16 protein-coding genes are annotated in these 15478 nt (G+C 44.6%); all 16 read left to right on the plus strand.

Annotated features, from left to right (window positions below):
- The first annotated feature begins 10 nt into the window (after window positions 1–10).
- The 16 genes from P9J64_00705 to P9J64_00780 all read left to right on the plus strand — a co-directional run bounded on the left by P9J64_00705 (window position 11) and on the right by P9J64_00780 (window position 15453).
- Window positions 11–1270, plus strand: coding sequence for a polysaccharide pyruvyl transferase family protein (locus P9J64_00705; GenBank protein ID MDG5466834.1), 1260 nt, complete (start codon window positions 11–13; stop codon window positions 1268–1270).
- A 2-nt stretch (window positions 1271–1272) separates the two neighbouring features.
- Window positions 1273–2736: an oligosaccharide flippase family protein gene (locus tag P9J64_00710; GenBank protein ID MDG5466835.1), complete on the plus strand. Its 1464-nt coding sequence runs from the start codon at window positions 1273–1275 to the stop codon at window positions 2734–2736.
- An 8-nt stretch (window positions 2737–2744) separates the two neighbouring features.
- On the plus strand, window positions 2745–3401 hold the full coding sequence (locus P9J64_00715; protein ID MDG5466836.1) for a CatB-related O-acetyltransferase: 657 nt from the start codon (window positions 2745–2747) through the stop codon (window positions 3399–3401).
- A 5-nt stretch (window positions 3402–3406) separates the two neighbouring features.
- Complete coding sequence (locus P9J64_00720; GenBank protein ID MDG5466837.1) at window positions 3407–4687, plus strand: Coenzyme F420 hydrogenase/dehydrogenase, beta subunit C-terminal domain; 1281 nt, start codon at window positions 3407–3409, stop codon at window positions 4685–4687.
- Window positions 4684–5982, plus strand: coding sequence for a hypothetical protein (locus P9J64_00725; GenBank protein MDG5466838.1), 1299 nt, complete (start codon window positions 4684–4686; stop codon window positions 5980–5982). The genes P9J64_00720 and P9J64_00725 overlap by 4 nt, the downstream gene beginning before the upstream one ends.
- A gap of 60 nt (window positions 5983–6042) precedes the next feature.
- A complete protein-coding gene (locus tag P9J64_00730; protein MDG5466839.1) occupies window positions 6043–6867 on the plus strand; it encodes a sulfotransferase domain-containing protein in 825 nt (274 codons plus the stop codon).
- Between the two features lie 24 nt (window positions 6868–6891).
- Window positions 6892–7824, plus strand: a complete 933-nt coding sequence (locus tag P9J64_00735) for a glycosyltransferase family 2 protein (protein MDG5466840.1) — start codon at window positions 6892–6894, stop codon at window positions 7822–7824.
- The gene (locus P9J64_00740; GenBank protein MDG5466841.1) at window positions 7803–8660 is read left to right on the plus strand and encodes a glycosyltransferase; all 858 of its coding nucleotides are present in this window, start codon (window positions 7803–7805) and stop codon (window positions 8658–8660) included. The genes P9J64_00735 and P9J64_00740 overlap by 22 nt, the downstream gene beginning before the upstream one ends.
- A gap of 18 nt (window positions 8661–8678) precedes the next feature.
- Complete coding sequence (locus P9J64_00745; protein ID MDG5466842.1) at window positions 8679–9131, plus strand: UDP-N-acetylglucosamine--LPS N-acetylglucosamine transferase; 453 nt, start codon at window positions 8679–8681, stop codon at window positions 9129–9131.
- Complete coding sequence (locus P9J64_00750) at window positions 9128–9610, plus strand: glycosyltransferase (GenBank protein ID MDG5466843.1); 483 nt, start codon at window positions 9128–9130, stop codon at window positions 9608–9610. The genes P9J64_00745 and P9J64_00750 overlap by 4 nt, the downstream gene beginning before the upstream one ends.
- Window positions 9611–9732: 122 nt before the next feature.
- Window positions 9733–10071: a hypothetical protein gene (locus tag P9J64_00755; protein MDG5466844.1), complete on the plus strand. Its 339-nt coding sequence runs from the start codon at window positions 9733–9735 to the stop codon at window positions 10069–10071.
- Between the two features lie 258 nt (window positions 10072–10329).
- Window positions 10330–11919 (plus strand): MBOAT family O-acyltransferase, encoded by a 1590-nt coding sequence (locus tag P9J64_00760; protein MDG5466845.1) that lies wholly within the window; start codon window positions 10330–10332, stop codon window positions 11917–11919.
- Window positions 11920–11928: 9 nt separating this feature from the next.
- Window positions 11929–13017 carry a hypothetical protein gene (locus tag P9J64_00765; GenBank protein MDG5466846.1) on the plus strand — a complete coding sequence of 363 codons (1089 nt, stop codon included), beginning with the start codon at window positions 11929–11931 and terminating at the stop codon, window positions 13015–13017.
- A gap of 1 nt (window position 13018) precedes the next feature.
- Entirely contained in the window at window positions 13019–13969 is a 951-nt protein-coding gene (locus P9J64_00770; GenBank protein ID MDG5466847.1) for an endonuclease/exonuclease/phosphatase family protein, read from the plus strand.
- A 60-nt stretch (window positions 13970–14029) separates the two neighbouring features.
- Window positions 14030–15142, plus strand: coding sequence for a nucleotidyltransferase family protein (locus tag P9J64_00775; GenBank protein ID MDG5466848.1), 1113 nt, complete (start codon window positions 14030–14032; stop codon window positions 15140–15142).
- A gap of 89 nt (window positions 15143–15231) precedes the next feature.
- Window positions 15232–15453, plus strand: a complete 222-nt coding sequence (locus P9J64_00780; protein ID MDG5466849.1) for a hypothetical protein — start codon at window positions 15232–15234, stop codon at window positions 15451–15453.
- The last annotated feature ends 25 nt before the right edge of the window (window positions 15454–15478 follow it).

The following is a 15478-nucleotide window of genomic DNA, read 5'->3' on the forward strand; positions in this document are numbered from 1 at the left end:
GATCCGTGTTTTGAAGTATTGTTTGTTTGGATCAGCATTAGATACTGGCAACCTAGGTGTTTCAGCCTTAGGTTTTTCGATCCTATCGAATTTACATGATTCAGATCCAGAAGCAGACATAACACTTTTTGATCATGGCCGAGGTGATAGAAAGGGCAGTATTGTTACTGACGAGAAGCAGATTAAATTCAATCAACTGGGCGCTGTTAATTCAAAACGTTATTACCGGCCTGAAAATCTTTGGATGATGTGGTTGGCTGGTCGTATTGGAGGGCTTGGAAATAAAGGGGTCCATGCAATTAAAACCTCTGATGTTGTGCTGGATATTAGTGGTGGTGATAGTTTTACCGACCTCTATGGCCAGAAGCGCTTTAATGCAGTCTCTTTGTCCAAAATAATCGCTTTGCAGCAAAAGAAACCTCTGATTTTGATGCCTCAGACCTATGGCCCCTTTCGTACAGAACAGGCCCGAGAAAAAGCTTCTGAAATTGTAAAAGGTGCAACTCAAGCTTGGGCAAGAGATTTGCGTAGTTTTACTGTCTTGAAAGACCTGTTGGCAGATTCTTTCGACCCTGATCGACATCGTTGCTCAGTGGATGTTGCTTTTAGCCTTCCGGTAAGTAAACCAGAAAATTTTCCAGAAGTGATTGCTCGATGGCTTGATTCTTCCGCTACGGTTGTTGGTCTTAATATTAGCGGGTTGATGTATCACGATCCTAATAAAGCGAAAGATCATTACGGATTTCGTGCTGATTACAACCTCGCTATGAAACTACTTCTGGAGAGATTTCTTGACCAAACTGATTGTAAGGTAGTTCTCGTGCCTCATGTGATAACACCACATGGCCATTATGAGTCCGACCTGGATGCTTGCGAACATCTCTCACAAAGTTTTGGTGATAAGGTGAAAGACCGTGTTGCTGTCTCTCCAGATTATGAAAGCCCTTGTGAAATAAAGTATCTTATCAGTCAATTTGACTGGTTCTGTGGTATGCGCATGCATTCGACAATTGCGGGTCTTTCATCAGGAGTACCAACTTCGGCAGTTTCGTATAGCCCTAAGACCTTAGGTGTTTTCGAGACTTGCGGGCTTGGTGATGCAGTCGTGGACCCATGTGTGACAGATACGAGTGCCATTGTTGAGCAACTTTGGTCTATATGGGTTGAACGCGATCATTTTAAAAATAGACTTTTAACCAATCTCCCAGAGGTGCGGCAGATGGCCGTAAAACCATTTGATCAAATAATGCAAATAAGCAGTGGGATATAGCGTTGTCACGTTTTAAAGGTAAATTATTTAGAGGGGCTATGGTGCTCTCCGGCACACAAGCTGTCGGTCAGGTTTGTTCTCTTGGTCGTAACATCATTGTGGCTCGTTTGATTAGCCCCGCTGATTTCGGCGTCGCTGCTATTTTTCTGATGACGGTCAATCTAATGGATATGATCAGTAATATGTCCCTCGATCGATTATTGGTTCAGGCTGAGGATGGTGATGAAGAGGCCTTTCAGCAGACAGCACAAGGTTTGAATTTGGTTCGTGGTGCAATAAGTGCCTTAATCATTGTACTCCTCGCTATCCCTTTGTCATCCTTATTTAATATTCCAGAAGCAGTCTCCGCATTTGTTGTTTTAGGAATCGTTCCATTACTGATCGGACTCTCTCATCTTGATCCGAAACGTTTGGAACGTCACATGAAATATTGGCCAAATGCTTCTGTGGAAGTTTCATCTCAAGCTATTTTGCTCGTGGCTGCTTGGCCTTTGGCGAGCTATTTCTGCGATTACCGGGCAATGCTGTGGCTTCTTGTTTTGCGTAGCTTTGTTTTGTTGGCAGGTTCACATTTTGTAGCAAAACGAGTTTTCAGGATTGGATGGCGAAAAGATTATCTGCAAAGGTTTTTTCACTTCGGTTGGCCTTTGTTGTTGAATGGAATGTTGCTTTTCTTGGTTCTGCAAGGTGATCGTTTTCTTCTGGGTTCTGCGCAAAAGCTGTTCGGTTCAAATTATGATATGGCCGATGTTGGAGTTTACTCTGCTGCATTTCTACTGGCAATGGTGCCTGGCCAAATGTTAGCACGTGTAGGAATATCACTATTCCTTCCAAGTTTATCGAGGGAACAAGACAACCCAGATACTTTTAACCATCAATACCGAAGATATCTTGCTAGCTATGTTTTGTTAGGGGTTGTATTTGGAGCTGGGTTTATCTTGTGTGGCGAGCAGTCGGTTGATCTTATTTATGGAAATGAGTATGCTGCGGCGGGCTCTCTGGTGGGGTGGCTTGGTATAATGTGGGTTGTCAGGATATTGCGCGTTGTCCCAACATTAGTCTCCATGGCAAAAGGACAAACAAAAAACCTTCTGCCGAGTAATGTTTTCCGTACGCTAGCTCTTATTCCCATTCTAGTTCTTGTTGCACAAGAAGCCGATCTGGCATGGATTGCTATTTCTGGTATAGCGGGTGAATTGGTGGCTTTGGTAATTATGGTACGTATGAATCGTATTGCCTTCCCATTGTGTCGACTAATAAGTATAGATTTGCTCAGTCTCTCTGCAGCAGCATTAGTCTTGACCCTCTTTTTTTCAATGTCAGCACTTTTGCCTTTAACAGGAGTTCATAGTTTACTCTCTGGGCTATTAGTCTCATTTATACTTGCTTTAGTGAGTGGATATATAATCCAGAAGTTTATGGGTGTCACTTTTGTTATGTTTAGTAGAGTTTCTTCCGGTAATTAGAGGGTGATATGAAACGCTCAAATTTATCAAATGTGTTTTTCCAGTTATATAAATTCAGACGATTTAGAAAGTTTGTCCTCAAGTTTGTGAAGCGGGCTGAAGGCAGAGATTTTTATTCTGCAACCTTGCGCGACATTTTCAGACATTATCATGGCGTAGAGGTTGATCTTTACAGTTACGGGGAATGTTTTAACCCGGGGGCATGGCCATCCGGTGTAGTCGTCGGACGTTATGTATCTATCGCGAAAGATGTTTCTGTTTATGTTCGCAATCACCCCATGGAAAGATTATCTTTACATCCCTTTTTCTACAATCGTCATCTTGGATTTGTCAAAGATGACACGATAGCATCAGGTGCCCTTACGATTGGTGCTGACGCCTGGATTGGGGATCGGGCCATTATCTTGCCTGGTTGTAGTACTATCGGCGTAGGAGCCGTTGTTGGAGCAGGCGCCGTGGTAACGAAGGATGTTCCCGATTTTGCAATAGTTGTCGGAAATCCTGCCAAGATTCTGAAATATCGTTTCGATGAAGATGTGCAAAAAGCTATTTTGGAAAGTAAATGGTGGGAGAAATCGATTAACGAGATTGCTCCACATATTGAACAAATGCTTCTAGATGTGACCTCTAGCCTATCTAACCATCCTCTACTTATTAAGAACTGATCTCTATGAGTTTGCGAAAGATAAAAAGTTTTCAGGCCGTCGCTGAATACCAACTTTGTTGTGGCTGCGGTGTTTGCGGGTATTTAAACCCATCTAAGTATAAGATCCAGGATGTGCCTAGATTTGGTAAACGACCTGTTGTTAATCCAGGATTAGAGGGCAATGATGATACCTTGGAGGCTATTTGTCCAGGGACTTCTGTTTGCCACGAACAATCTTCATTGAATCAAGCTGATTTGATAGAGGAGCTAAAGGCAGGGTGGGGGCCTATCTTAGAAATTTGGGAAGTCTCTTCGACTGACCCGGAAATTCGTTTCAAAGGGTCAAGTGGTGGAGCTATTAGTGCTCTGGCACTCTACTGCCTTGAACGGGAGGGAATGTCTGGGGCTTTGCAAGTAACATCTGATTCTGAAAAGCCATATTTGAATAGAAATGTTCTAAGCCGTTCACGCGAAGAAATTCTTGCCGCAGTTGGGTCCAGATACTCTCCAGCAAGCCCATGTGAAGACTTGGGTTTGATCGAAAATGCCAAAAGTCCTTGCGTTTTCATAGGAAAGCCATGTGACGTTCTTGGGGCCAATAATGCTGCAAAGCTAAAGCCAGAATTGGAAGAAAAATTAGGGCTAACGATCGCCTGCTTTTGTGCAGGAACTCCTTCTACAGAAGGTACCTTACAGATGCTCAGTAAAATGGGCGTGAAAAACCCCGCAACAATAAGATCTTTAAAATATCGTGGCCACGGTTGGCCTGGTCGGGCTTCTGTTGAGTATGACGATGGACAAACGGTAAAACTCTCTGAGTTGACTTATGAAGAGGCATGGGGCGACCTGTTGCAGAAACACAGGCAATGGCGTTGTTATATTTGTCCAGATCATACTGGAGAGTTTGCAGATATTGCTGTGGGTGACCCTTGGTATCGGGAGATAAGACAAGGTGAAGAGGGCATCTCTTTAGTGTTGGCACGGAGTCAGAAGGGGGCTGACATTATTCAAAAGGCGATAGCTGAAGGGTATCTAAATGCAGAAAAAGTGGCCTATTCCATCCTGCCTGCTTCTCAGCCAAACCTTTTAAATGCAAGAGGATCTTTGTGGGGCAGACTTATTTCGTTGAAGCTTATGGGCGCCCCTTGTCCAATTTATATAAATGTTCCTTTGTTTCCATTCTGGTTGTCTGAATTGGATTTAGTAGAAAAAGCAAAGTCTATCTTGAGTACCATCAAAAGGGTTTTTACCAAAGACCTGTTAAAGCGTCACCAACCACTCGACGGGCCGAAAGGTAATTCATGAGAGACGAGAGCCTTTTTGTTAAAGACTTTCATGGGCAAACGACCATTCATGAATTAGGATTGTCGCTACTCATAGTGCTCGGTGTAGCAATGCTTTTTTTGAAGCGCAGATCAGCCATTATACCTATTTTGATTATGGCTTGCTTTGTTGCGCCGGGACAAAGGATTGTTGTTTTTAGCTTAGATTTCAACCTGATCCGTGTGCTGATACTTATTGGTTTGGTTAGGGTGGTTTTTTTTGGTGAGGCTAAGTTCTTTTCATGGTGTCTTCTCGACAAAACGGTCCTTGCTTGGGGCCTCAGCGGTTTAGTTGCATATGTTGCCCTAAGAGGTTCAACTGGAGCATTTATTTATAAAATGGGCTCTTTGTTTGACAGCATGGGAGCATATTTTTTGTTCCGATGTTTGGTCCGAGACATTGACGACCTGAAGCATTTATTGACGGCCCTCGTTTACCTGAGTATCCCTGTAAGTATTTTTCTTTTCTTTGAAAAGTTAACTGGTAGAAATGTCTTTTCAGTTTTTGGTGGTGTTCCTGAGTATACTGCAATACGTTATGAAAAACTTCGTGCACAGGGTGCATTTGCTCACCCAATTATCGCGGGCTGCTTCTGGGTGACTCAACTTCCATTGTTTATTGCCCTTTGGTGGCAAGGGGTAAAACCATGGCTCGTTCTCTCCGGATGTACTGCTTCACTTGTTATCGTCATTGCTTGTGCGTCAAGTACTCCGATTGCAGGGGTTGGTGCAGTTATTGTAGGATTTAGTTTTTTTACTTTTAGGAGGCATTTGCCTGCCTTTCGATGGTGTGTTTTGTCTGTATTGGTGTTGCTACATTTTGTTATGGAGGCTCCTGTTTGGCACCTTATTTCACGAATTGACCTTGTCGGTGGTTCTACCGGTTGGCATCGGTCGTACTTGATTGAGCAAACTATTTACCGCTTCAAGGAGTGGTGGCTGTTCGGAACTCTTTCGACTGGGCATTGGGGTTGGGATATGTTTGATACGGCAAATATGTATGTAAATGAAGCTGTTCGAGGTGGTTTTGCCACCCTCGTTCTATTTATTGCAATTCTTGTTCTGGCATTTCAGGGTGTCGGTCGTTTGCTTGTGAAATATGAGGGTGACAATAAAAATACTATTTTTATGTGGGCGATGGGGGTTGCTCTCTTTGCTCATTGTACAGTTTTTATAGCTGTTTCATATTTTGGCCAAATATTTGTTGTTTGGTATTTGCTGTTGGCTTCTATTGGCAGCCTCACTTCAACAAACGATAAACATTTAAAATGCCAGTAAACAACTCTTGTAATATAAAAGCTTGTTCTTGTTTCTTTTAACCGTTTATCGTTGGGAATTATGTCAGCATTTATTGAAGAAAATCTACAGCGTGTTTCGAATAAAACTACTAAATTGATAGGATCACTTTGGGGAGAGAAATTCCCTTTTTGGTATGTCTGCGAATACCCTAAGAGTGGTGGAACATGGCTCGGACAAATTCTAAGTGATTATTTGCGTTTGCCTTTTATAGGCCATGCGACAATCTTTCCGATAGGTATGTCTAGTGTGATTCATAACCATTGGGGGTTTAATCGAAAACTTAAACGTTGCTTTTACCTCTATAGGGATGGGCGGGATGTTATGGTATCACTTTATTTTCATAGAATGCGGGCAATTAAAACTGAATATGATAAGCCCTTTAACCGTGCGATGGAAAAACGGTACAAACAGTTGTATGGTGTCGGTTTTGATCCTGATGACATTGTTTCAAACTTGCCAATCTTTATTCAAAGTGAGTTTCAATACCCTCGGATGGCAAGGCTTAATTGGAGAGATCATGTGAATGCATGGAGAGCAGGAGATGGGGATAAAGTAGTTCTTCTCTCTTATGAGGAAATGCACAATGATCCAGCCTCTACTCTTTTAAGGTGTCTTGCTAGTTTTTCTGAGAACCAAGTTGACCAAAGTGCACTTGACGAGGCTATTACTCGCAACAGTTTTCAAGCCAAGACCAAAAGGGCAAGAGGTGAAGAGGATCGGAATTCTTTTGTACGCAAGGGAATTGTTGGTGATTGGAAAAACCACTTTAATCGAGAATCTGCTGAAGTTTTTGATGAACTGGCAGGGCCTTTATTGCTAGACCTTGGCTATGAGAAGAACCGCTCTTGGGTAGGTACGGTTTAAACAACTGTTTTTTGGGGTTATGTTTTGCTTGAAGTAAGTATTGTAATAGTAAACTACAATACCAGAGAAATGACTCTGGAATGTTTGAACTCCGTGTTTGATCAGACTCGATCAGTGAAATTTGAAATTATTGTTGTAGACAATAACTCAAACGATGGATCATTCGCGGCCATTAAGAAAAATTATTCTACTGTGCATCTTGTGGAGTCTAAAGAAAATCTTGGGTTTGCACGCGCAAATAATTTAGCTTCAAAATATGCAACGGGAAAATATTTATTATTATTAAACCCTGACACAGTAATTCTTGATGGTGCTATAGAAAAGCTTGTTACATTCGCCGAGTCTAATGGAGGTGAAAGTATCTATGGAGGACGCACCCTTAACGGAAAACGCGAAATAGAAAAATCCTCTTGTTGGGGTAGACCAACACCTTGGAGTTTTTTTTGCTATGGGGTGGGGCTCACTTCGGTCTTTCGTGATTCAGCTCTTTTCAATCCCGAGGCTTATGGAAATTGGCAAAGAGATACTGTTAGAAATGTAGATATTGTTTCGGGTTGTTTTCTGCTTATTAGGAAGTCAATGTGGGATGGCTTGGGAGGGTTTGACCCGAAATTTTTTATGTATGGTGAAGAAGCAGACCTTTGCATGAGAGCCAAAAATATTGGGGTGCAGCCTATCATATGTCCAAGGGCTACAATTGTTCACTATGGCGGGGCTTCTGAAAAAGTGAGAGCTGACATGATGGTGCGGCTTTTTAAGGGAAAAATTTCGCTTATTCAAAGGCATTGGCTTGGCGGGTGGGTTCCTTTTGGAGTGTTTATGTATATGTATGGAACTCTATTGAGATATTGTCTTTGTTCTATTATGTCGTGGCTCAGCAAAAACAATGCTGCGTCAGTGGCTTGTTGGAAGGAAATATGGCAACGCCGCGATGAATGGAAGAATGGCTACCAATGATATCAGTAATAATACCTGCTTATAATGAAGGTCGCGTAATTGGACCAAGCCTTGATTTACTCGTTTCAAGGGAAACATCTGCTGAAATTGAGATCATAGTGGTGTGTAACGGATGCACAGACTTGACGGTTGAAATTGTTAAGTCTTACATGCCTATGATCAAGTGTATTGTGACAGAAAAGGCTTCAAAGTCTCACGCTTTAAACCTTGGAGATGCTGCCGCGAAAGGTTTCCCAAGGTTTTATCTTGACGCTGATGTCTTAATGTCCAAAGACGATGTTCTTGCCGTTGCTTATGAATTGCAAAAATCAAATGCACTAGTAGGTTCACCGATTGCAGAGACGAATATGGAAAGCTCTAGTTGGTTAGTGCGTTCTTATTACAAGGTGTGGCTGCAGTTACCTTATGTTGTTGAAGGTATGGTTGGCACTGGAGTGTATGTCCTTACGCAAGAGGGAAGAGGTAAGTTTAGTGATTTTCCTGACTTGATTGCTGATGATGGCTATATTCGGGCGCTTTTTAAAGCTGACGAGAGACTTAATGTTGACAGGTCATCTGTTGAAGTTAAGGCGCCACATGATTTTCGTAGCCTTGTAATGGTTAATGCTAGGGTTCGACTAGGCCGTTACGAGTTGGCGATGAAGTTTCCTGAACTCATAGGGAACGAGACAAAGGATTACTCTGCTGCGATTAGGTCGCTTTTGATTAGTCCTTCAAATTGGTTGAATGCCTTAGTCTATTTGTTTGGAAATCTTGTGGCGAGATTCCTAGCAAACAAACAACTAAAGAAAAATGATTTTTCAGTATGGTTACGTGATGAGTCAAGCCGAATCTAATGATTGGATTTTCTGGGGATGAATAATGCAAAAAGAATTATGTTGGTTTCCTCTTCTGGAGGTCATTGGCTAGAGATGATGTGTCTCTTATCTGCCTTTGACGGGTTTGAGAAGATTTTCGTAACTACTGACTCGGGCTACAAAGGCCAAGTTGAAGGAGCTTTCTTCACCGTGCCTGATGCTTCTATGTGGAACAAGTTCCGTCTAGTTCATATGGCTATGAAGGTGTTGTATGTGATTCTCAGAACTCGCCCGGATGTTATTATCTCGACAGGTGCCGCTCCAGGGTTTTTTGCCTTGTTCTTTGGAAAGAAGCTCGGTCTTAAAACAATTTGGGTAGACAGTATTGCGAATGCGGAGAAACTATCGTTGTCAGGCTCTAAAGTTGGGGTTTATGCTGATTTGTGGTTGACGCAATGGGAACATTTGTCTCGTGCTGAGGGCCCTTTTTTTGAGGGGGCAGTCCTTTGATCTTTGTTACTGTGGGTACTCAATTGCCATTCGATAGACTTATCCGCGCCGTTGACGAATGGTCAGGTAAAAATCCTGAGCAAAAAGTCTATGCACAAATAAGTGACGGTAAATATCAACCAAATAATTTTCCTGCGACAAAGTTTCTTACCCCTGACAAATATCGGAAGATAATGCTTGAGACAAAGATACTTGTTGCACATGCTGGTACCGGCAGCATCTTAACAGCAATTGAATATGGTCTTCCAGTTATTTTGATGCCAAGAAAGGCATCATTAGGTGAACATAGAAATGAACATCAATTAGCAACTGCTGAGAATTTTAAAGGTTTGAAAAATGTGTATGTTGCGATAAATGAAAGCGAGCTAGATAAAATACTCAGTGATGTGATGTTGAAGGTGGGTGTGGGGCTAGAATCTAAAAAAACAATAGCTTCTGACCGGCTCATATCTGTTTTGAGTGATTTTGTGAATCAGTAGATTATGTCGAAAAACATTTTTTACTTTCTAGGCTTTTTTTGCCTAGTTTCAATAGCTGTAGTCTTTGCGATTGTTGAGAACTATAAAACGTACAGAATTCAGAGATTAAATCCTCCGTATAAGTGCATGCTGAAAAAAGCGTAGTACCGAATGACTTGTTGCTTTTCGGAGACTCTCGTATAGCCAAATGGCAAGTTGGTTTCTTTAACTCAATTGGTAAGGTCGTCAATGTTGGAATCAATGGAGATGTGACACCCAGTATGCTGTGGCGCTTGGAAAATGATGTGCTAAAAATGAAGCCCAAAAGGGTTGTTATTTCCGCAGGCATCAATGACATTATCGCTGGTTCAATGATGGATAATGAAGAAAGCCGACAACGGAATGTTCGGCACGTTATTGCCAGTTTATCTGAGATAGTTAAGCAGTTAAAAACATCCCGTGTTCAAGTTTCATTCCGATGATTAGTCCCCTCTATAACTCCTGATCAGAGAAGACAATTTGTTTGGGGCCTTGGTATAGACGAGGATGTTGATACAGTAAACGAGACTATTTTGCGGTCGCTGGTGAAAGGGTTAATGTCATCGATACGATGAAGGTGTTTCAGTCTTATGGGGAAGGCTGGCTTGACACTGTTCGACTTGACACGCTGCAATATTCACCTGTAGCTTACGAACTTCTTTCGAAGGAAATATTGGCTGTCATGGGGGAGAAATAAGTCAATGTTGTTCCAAACACCTATCTTTTTTGTCTTTTTTACACTGTTTCTCGGCGCTTACTTCTTAACCCGAAAGCAGCTGAGGTTACAAAATGTTATCATTCTGCTCGGTAGCTACATCTTCTACGGTGCCTGGGATGAGCGTTTCCTGACTTTGATCATCGCGTCCACAGCAACCGATTTTTTGGCTGGAATCGGTGCATCGGGGCAACTCCTTACTCGGAAAAACCTTTTTAAGGCATCAGGGTATCTACTCGTCGGTAGTGCTATCTCTCTGGCTTATACCTACAAGCAATCTGTCGATTACTACCTGTGTATTATCGCTCTCTGCCTACTCTTCTGGGTTGTCGCTTTCGTGGCAAAACAATTGGACGTAACTGCTCGTAAAAAGTTCTTTGTTGCGTTCAGTGTTATCGTCAACCTTGGCGTACTGGCTGTCTTCAAATACCTCAACTTCTTTGCCAATTCCCTTCAGTCTGCTGCAGGCAATTTCGGTTATGAGCTGAATTACGTAACGCTCAATATCATTCTGCCCGTTGGCATCTCATTCTACACTTTCCAGACACTAAGCTATTCGATTGATATCTATCGCGGCAAGATCAAACCGACCAATAGCTTTCTTGACCTTGCGGCATTTGTCGCGTTCTTCCCCCAACTGGTGGCCGGCCCGGTTGAGCGTGCTTCGAACCTCTTGCCCCAGTTTGAAAAGTTACGTGTTTTTACCGCAGAAAGAATCAACTCCGGAGCGACTCTTTTCGTCTGGGGTTTGTTCAAGAAAGTCTTTATTGCGGACAACCTCTCTCTGATAGCAGACAAGGCTTTTTCTAACCCTGGTGATTTGGGCTCAATGGATCTCCTAGTTGGCCTGCTTGCCTTTACCTTCCAAATCTTCTGCGATTTCTCCGGCTACAGTGATATGGCGCGAGGTCTAGCAAGAATCATTGGCTTTGACCTGATGCTGAACTTCAATATCCCATACATTGCACGAACTCCCTCCGAATTCTGGCAGCGTTGGCATATCAGCCTTTCCTCTTGGCTTCGGGATTACCTGTATATCCCTCTTGGTGGCAATAAGGGTGGATCATTTTACATCTACCGAAATCTATCTCTGACCATGTTGCTGGGAGGCTTGTGGCATGGTGCCAGCTGGACCTTTGTGATCTGGGGTGCTTATCAGGGTGCAATCCTGGTTGTTTATCGCCTATTGAAAATTGATGAGATGCTTGCAACTCTCAAGGGGATACCAAATGTTTTAACACGGAATCTCATTAATGTGGCAGCGATCAGCATCATGTTCCTCTTTACGATCTATGGTTGGCTGATCTTCCGCGCGAATACGATGGATGTTCTGACCTCATACACAACAAACCTGTTGCTGTTTAAAGGTGGGATCCCTTTCGATGGCTTGTTGAAAATTCTCTACTACGTCTGGCCGCTTTTGGCGATGCAGGCGATCCAGGTCTATCGCAAAAATCTGGAAATCTTCTTTGACTTGCCCAGCTTTGTTCGTCTGAATGTGGCCTTGTTTGTGCTTTACAGTATTATTCTTCTGCAACCCCACGCCACGGTTGCCTTCATATATTTTGATTTTTAAGGTGCTGATATGATGAAGAAACTTTTGAAATTATCTGGACTGATGATTTACACAATCATCTTCGGTGAAACCTTCCTGCGCATTATGGCGCCGCAGCCCCTGATGCCACGCTATGTAACCGGCTCTGCAGATGGTGTCCGGGCGAATATCCCGAATGTTACTTATCATCATAAGACTCCAGAAGTTGATGTGGAAATCCGCATTAACGCACAAGGGATAAGAGCCGACCGGGAATTCAGCCTGGAAAAACCTGAAGATACTTATCGAATTGTTCTGCTCGGCGATTCCTTCTTTATGGGTTATGAGGTTGAGCTTGAGAATAGTCTGGCCTGGCTGTTGGACGAAAAACTGCGGGGCAGGGGCGTCAACGCCGAGGTCATCAATCTGGCCGTGTCCGGCTTCGGTACTTCAGAGAACCTGATTGCATTGAAAGAACGTGGGCTGCGATACGATCCTGACCTGGTCATTATGGAATGGCATGCAACCGACCCTTCCGACAACATTCGGTCAAACCTGTTCCGGTTGAATGATGATCAACTCGAAACAGTTAGCCCTGCCTACCTGCCTGGAATCTCGAAACGTGATGCATTAATGCGCATTCCTGGTTATCCATGGCTTGTCGGCAACAGTCACCTGTACAGCTCGGTGCGCGAAAAAGCTGCTACTGCTGTTAAGGGTCTTTTGCTGGCTTTAAACCGGTCGCCAGCTAAAGAAACCGAAGCAGCAGATAGCTCACCCGCCGTTGCAGATGTCCTGGATGAAACTTTGATCAAGGCAGTGCAGCGTGAAGCGGAGAGTGTTGGTGCCGAGTTTGTTTTACTGGATGTGCCGATACGCCAAAGCCGTGTCGCATACAAATCGGCATTGAGTGCCCTGGAACTTGAAGAATTGCATAATGTAAATCTCGTTTCCCCCCTGGATAAGTTAATGCAGGAATCCTCCCCGGAAAAGAAACTGTATTTTGAACAAGGGCATGGCCACTGGACTGTTGAAGGAAACAGGATCGTTACTGACGTTCTTGCTGATGCTCTTTTCTCAAAAGTCGAAAGTGTTGCAAATTTAGCCGCAAGAAAAAACCATTCCAAGTTGCCGCTATAAGATGAAGAATCGAATTGCCGGTTTCTACTCTCTTCTCCTGTGGTGTGTTGCTGGAATCCTGTTCTCTTGGTACATCCTACATCTCACTCGTGGTGATCATTTCCTTCCCGTTCGCCTGCTCACTTATATCACTCCCTGGGTGACAATTGCCGCAATTTTGGCCGCTCTCAGTGCCTGGTTCTTACAAAAATTCAAACTAGCAGCAACGCTTTCCTGTTTGTTCCTGCTGCTCGCTTACCCTTACATATCACAGTTCATACCTAGGAGTGTTGATCCGGGACCAGGACCAACCCTCAAGGTGATGACCTACAGCGTGATGGGCCGTAATCATGACTATGATGCGATGGCCAGAGTTTTTGCCGAGTATCAGCCTGACCTGGCGTATTTTCAGGAGGTCGGGCAGGGAGCACTCGAAGACAAGCTAACAGCACTTTCTGTGCACAAGAAACTCTACTTCGTGACGACCAATAATATCGGTTTTATCGTCAGCCGATATCCCATTGAGTTGGAAGAAGAAGCCAGGCCCTTTTCCCGTTTTACTCTCACGCTGCCACAGGGCGCTGTGTCTCTCTGGAATGTGCACACCTGGAAGGCGATCAGAAGTTACGATGCACAATACGGGCAGATCAAAGCCTTGACTGAGGCTGTTGGCAAGACCTCCGATCCGATGATTGTGGCGGGTGATTTTAACGCGACTGAGATGAGTGAGACCTACCGGATGATGGCTGCTCATCTCAAAAATACCCATGCGGAGGCCGGGTTTGGTTTTGGCTTTACCTTCCCGACTCCGGCCCGGAGGATGGGGAGTCTGTTTCCTTTTTTGCGGATAGATCATATTTTTTACAGTCAGCATTTTGAGGCAATCAGTAGCAAGGTTGGTGAGAATGCTGGTGGGTCCGATCATTTACCGGTTATTGCTGAGTTGAGGCTGGTGGATGATAGGGTGGAGTAGAGGTCGCCAACAAGCTTAAGGCCGAAAGCATTTATTTGGATATTAGGCTAAAATAAATTCATGCATCCCTACACACAACTTGCAAGACATCTTTCGCCGATGGTCGGTCCCGAGGAGGCTGGTGATGTCGATTGGACGCTGCTACTACAGCTTGCCAACCTGCACAAATGCACACCGCTCTGGTATGTCCGCCTGTGGGAGAAAGGCCTGCTCGGCGAGTTGCCAACAGGGCTGGTTGAGTATCTTGCCCAGTTGCATGCCGCCAATGTTGAGCGTAACAGTACACTGAAAAGTGAACTGGCGGAGATTGTCGGCTGGTTTGCAAAAGTGGGAATTGAGGTTGTGTTGTTGAAGGGAGCGGCGGTATTAGCCGACGATCTCTATGGCGATCCGGGGGCTCGGCTGATGGGGGATCTCGACCTGTTGGTTCCCCCTGATCGGGCAGACGAGGCGCAGCAACTGTTGTTGGGCCAAGGCTATGCGCTCTGCCCGCCGGAAGAAGAGAAGGTTGTCTACCGTCTACCGACCGACGTCGATTACCATCTGGAACCGTTGTATCGACCAGGCAGTGGTATTGTGGTGGAGGTTCACCACCGGATGATGTCTCGGCAGGGGGGGAGGGCCTTGCCGGTAGATCGGGCCTGGGCCGAAAAGGTTCCGGCCCCGGGTTTCGGTGATGAGGTGTTTCTGCCGAGCCCTGGTTGGCGATTGCTGCACAATGCTTTGCATGCGTTGCTCCCCTATGGAGAATTTATAAAGGGGCAAGTACTGCTTTGCAATCTTGCTGAAGCGGCTGCCCTTCTTGAGGTCGGGCATGAGCTGGACTGGAGCGGTTGGGAAGATGCTGGTGGAAAGCATCGGCTGCGAGCCGAACTAAACGGTTACGCTCTGCTGCTGCACGAACTTATGGACGTCCCGTTTCCTGCAAATTGGCCACCTCTTTCCAAAAATGCCAACCTGCTCACGCTGCTGGTTGCCGGCGGAGCGAGAGAGGTTGTCTCTCCCTATGAAGACGACGCCAAGCGCTTGCGGCGGCATTACCTCGCCCGGCTGCCAGGCTATGCCTGGCACAACGTCTGTTATGCTCCGGGCTGGTGGCGGTTGCCGGAAAGGTTTGGTTGTTTGTTGACGCGCGGGCTGCGAAGCAGCGCCCGGAAAAAACTTCGTCTATAAATGATTTGCATTCACTTGAATATGAGTGCTATCTTACAAAACGTCTATGTTGTCGTTTCATAATAGTTTTATCTCGAATAGAGGGTAAGATGAAGGCGATTCAGAAAAATACAGATAGTGAAGACAATCAGCTCGTCGATGCCTCCCGCCGCGATTTTCTACGTAAGAGCGTTTATGCCGCTTATGCCACACCGTTGATCACGACATTGCTGGTCCAAAAGGCCAGCGCTGCCGCTTCCTCCGCTGGTACTAATAATCCCAATTGTCAAGATCCCGTCTGGAGTGCACTGCGTCCCGGTGTGTGTGAATAAAGTTCTTCTCTCAATGTCGCTGTAG

This window comes from Deltaproteobacteria bacterium IMCC39524 (genome assembly GCA_029667085.1).
Lineage (GTDB): Bacteria > Desulfobacterota > Desulfuromonadia > Desulfuromonadales > BM103 > M0040.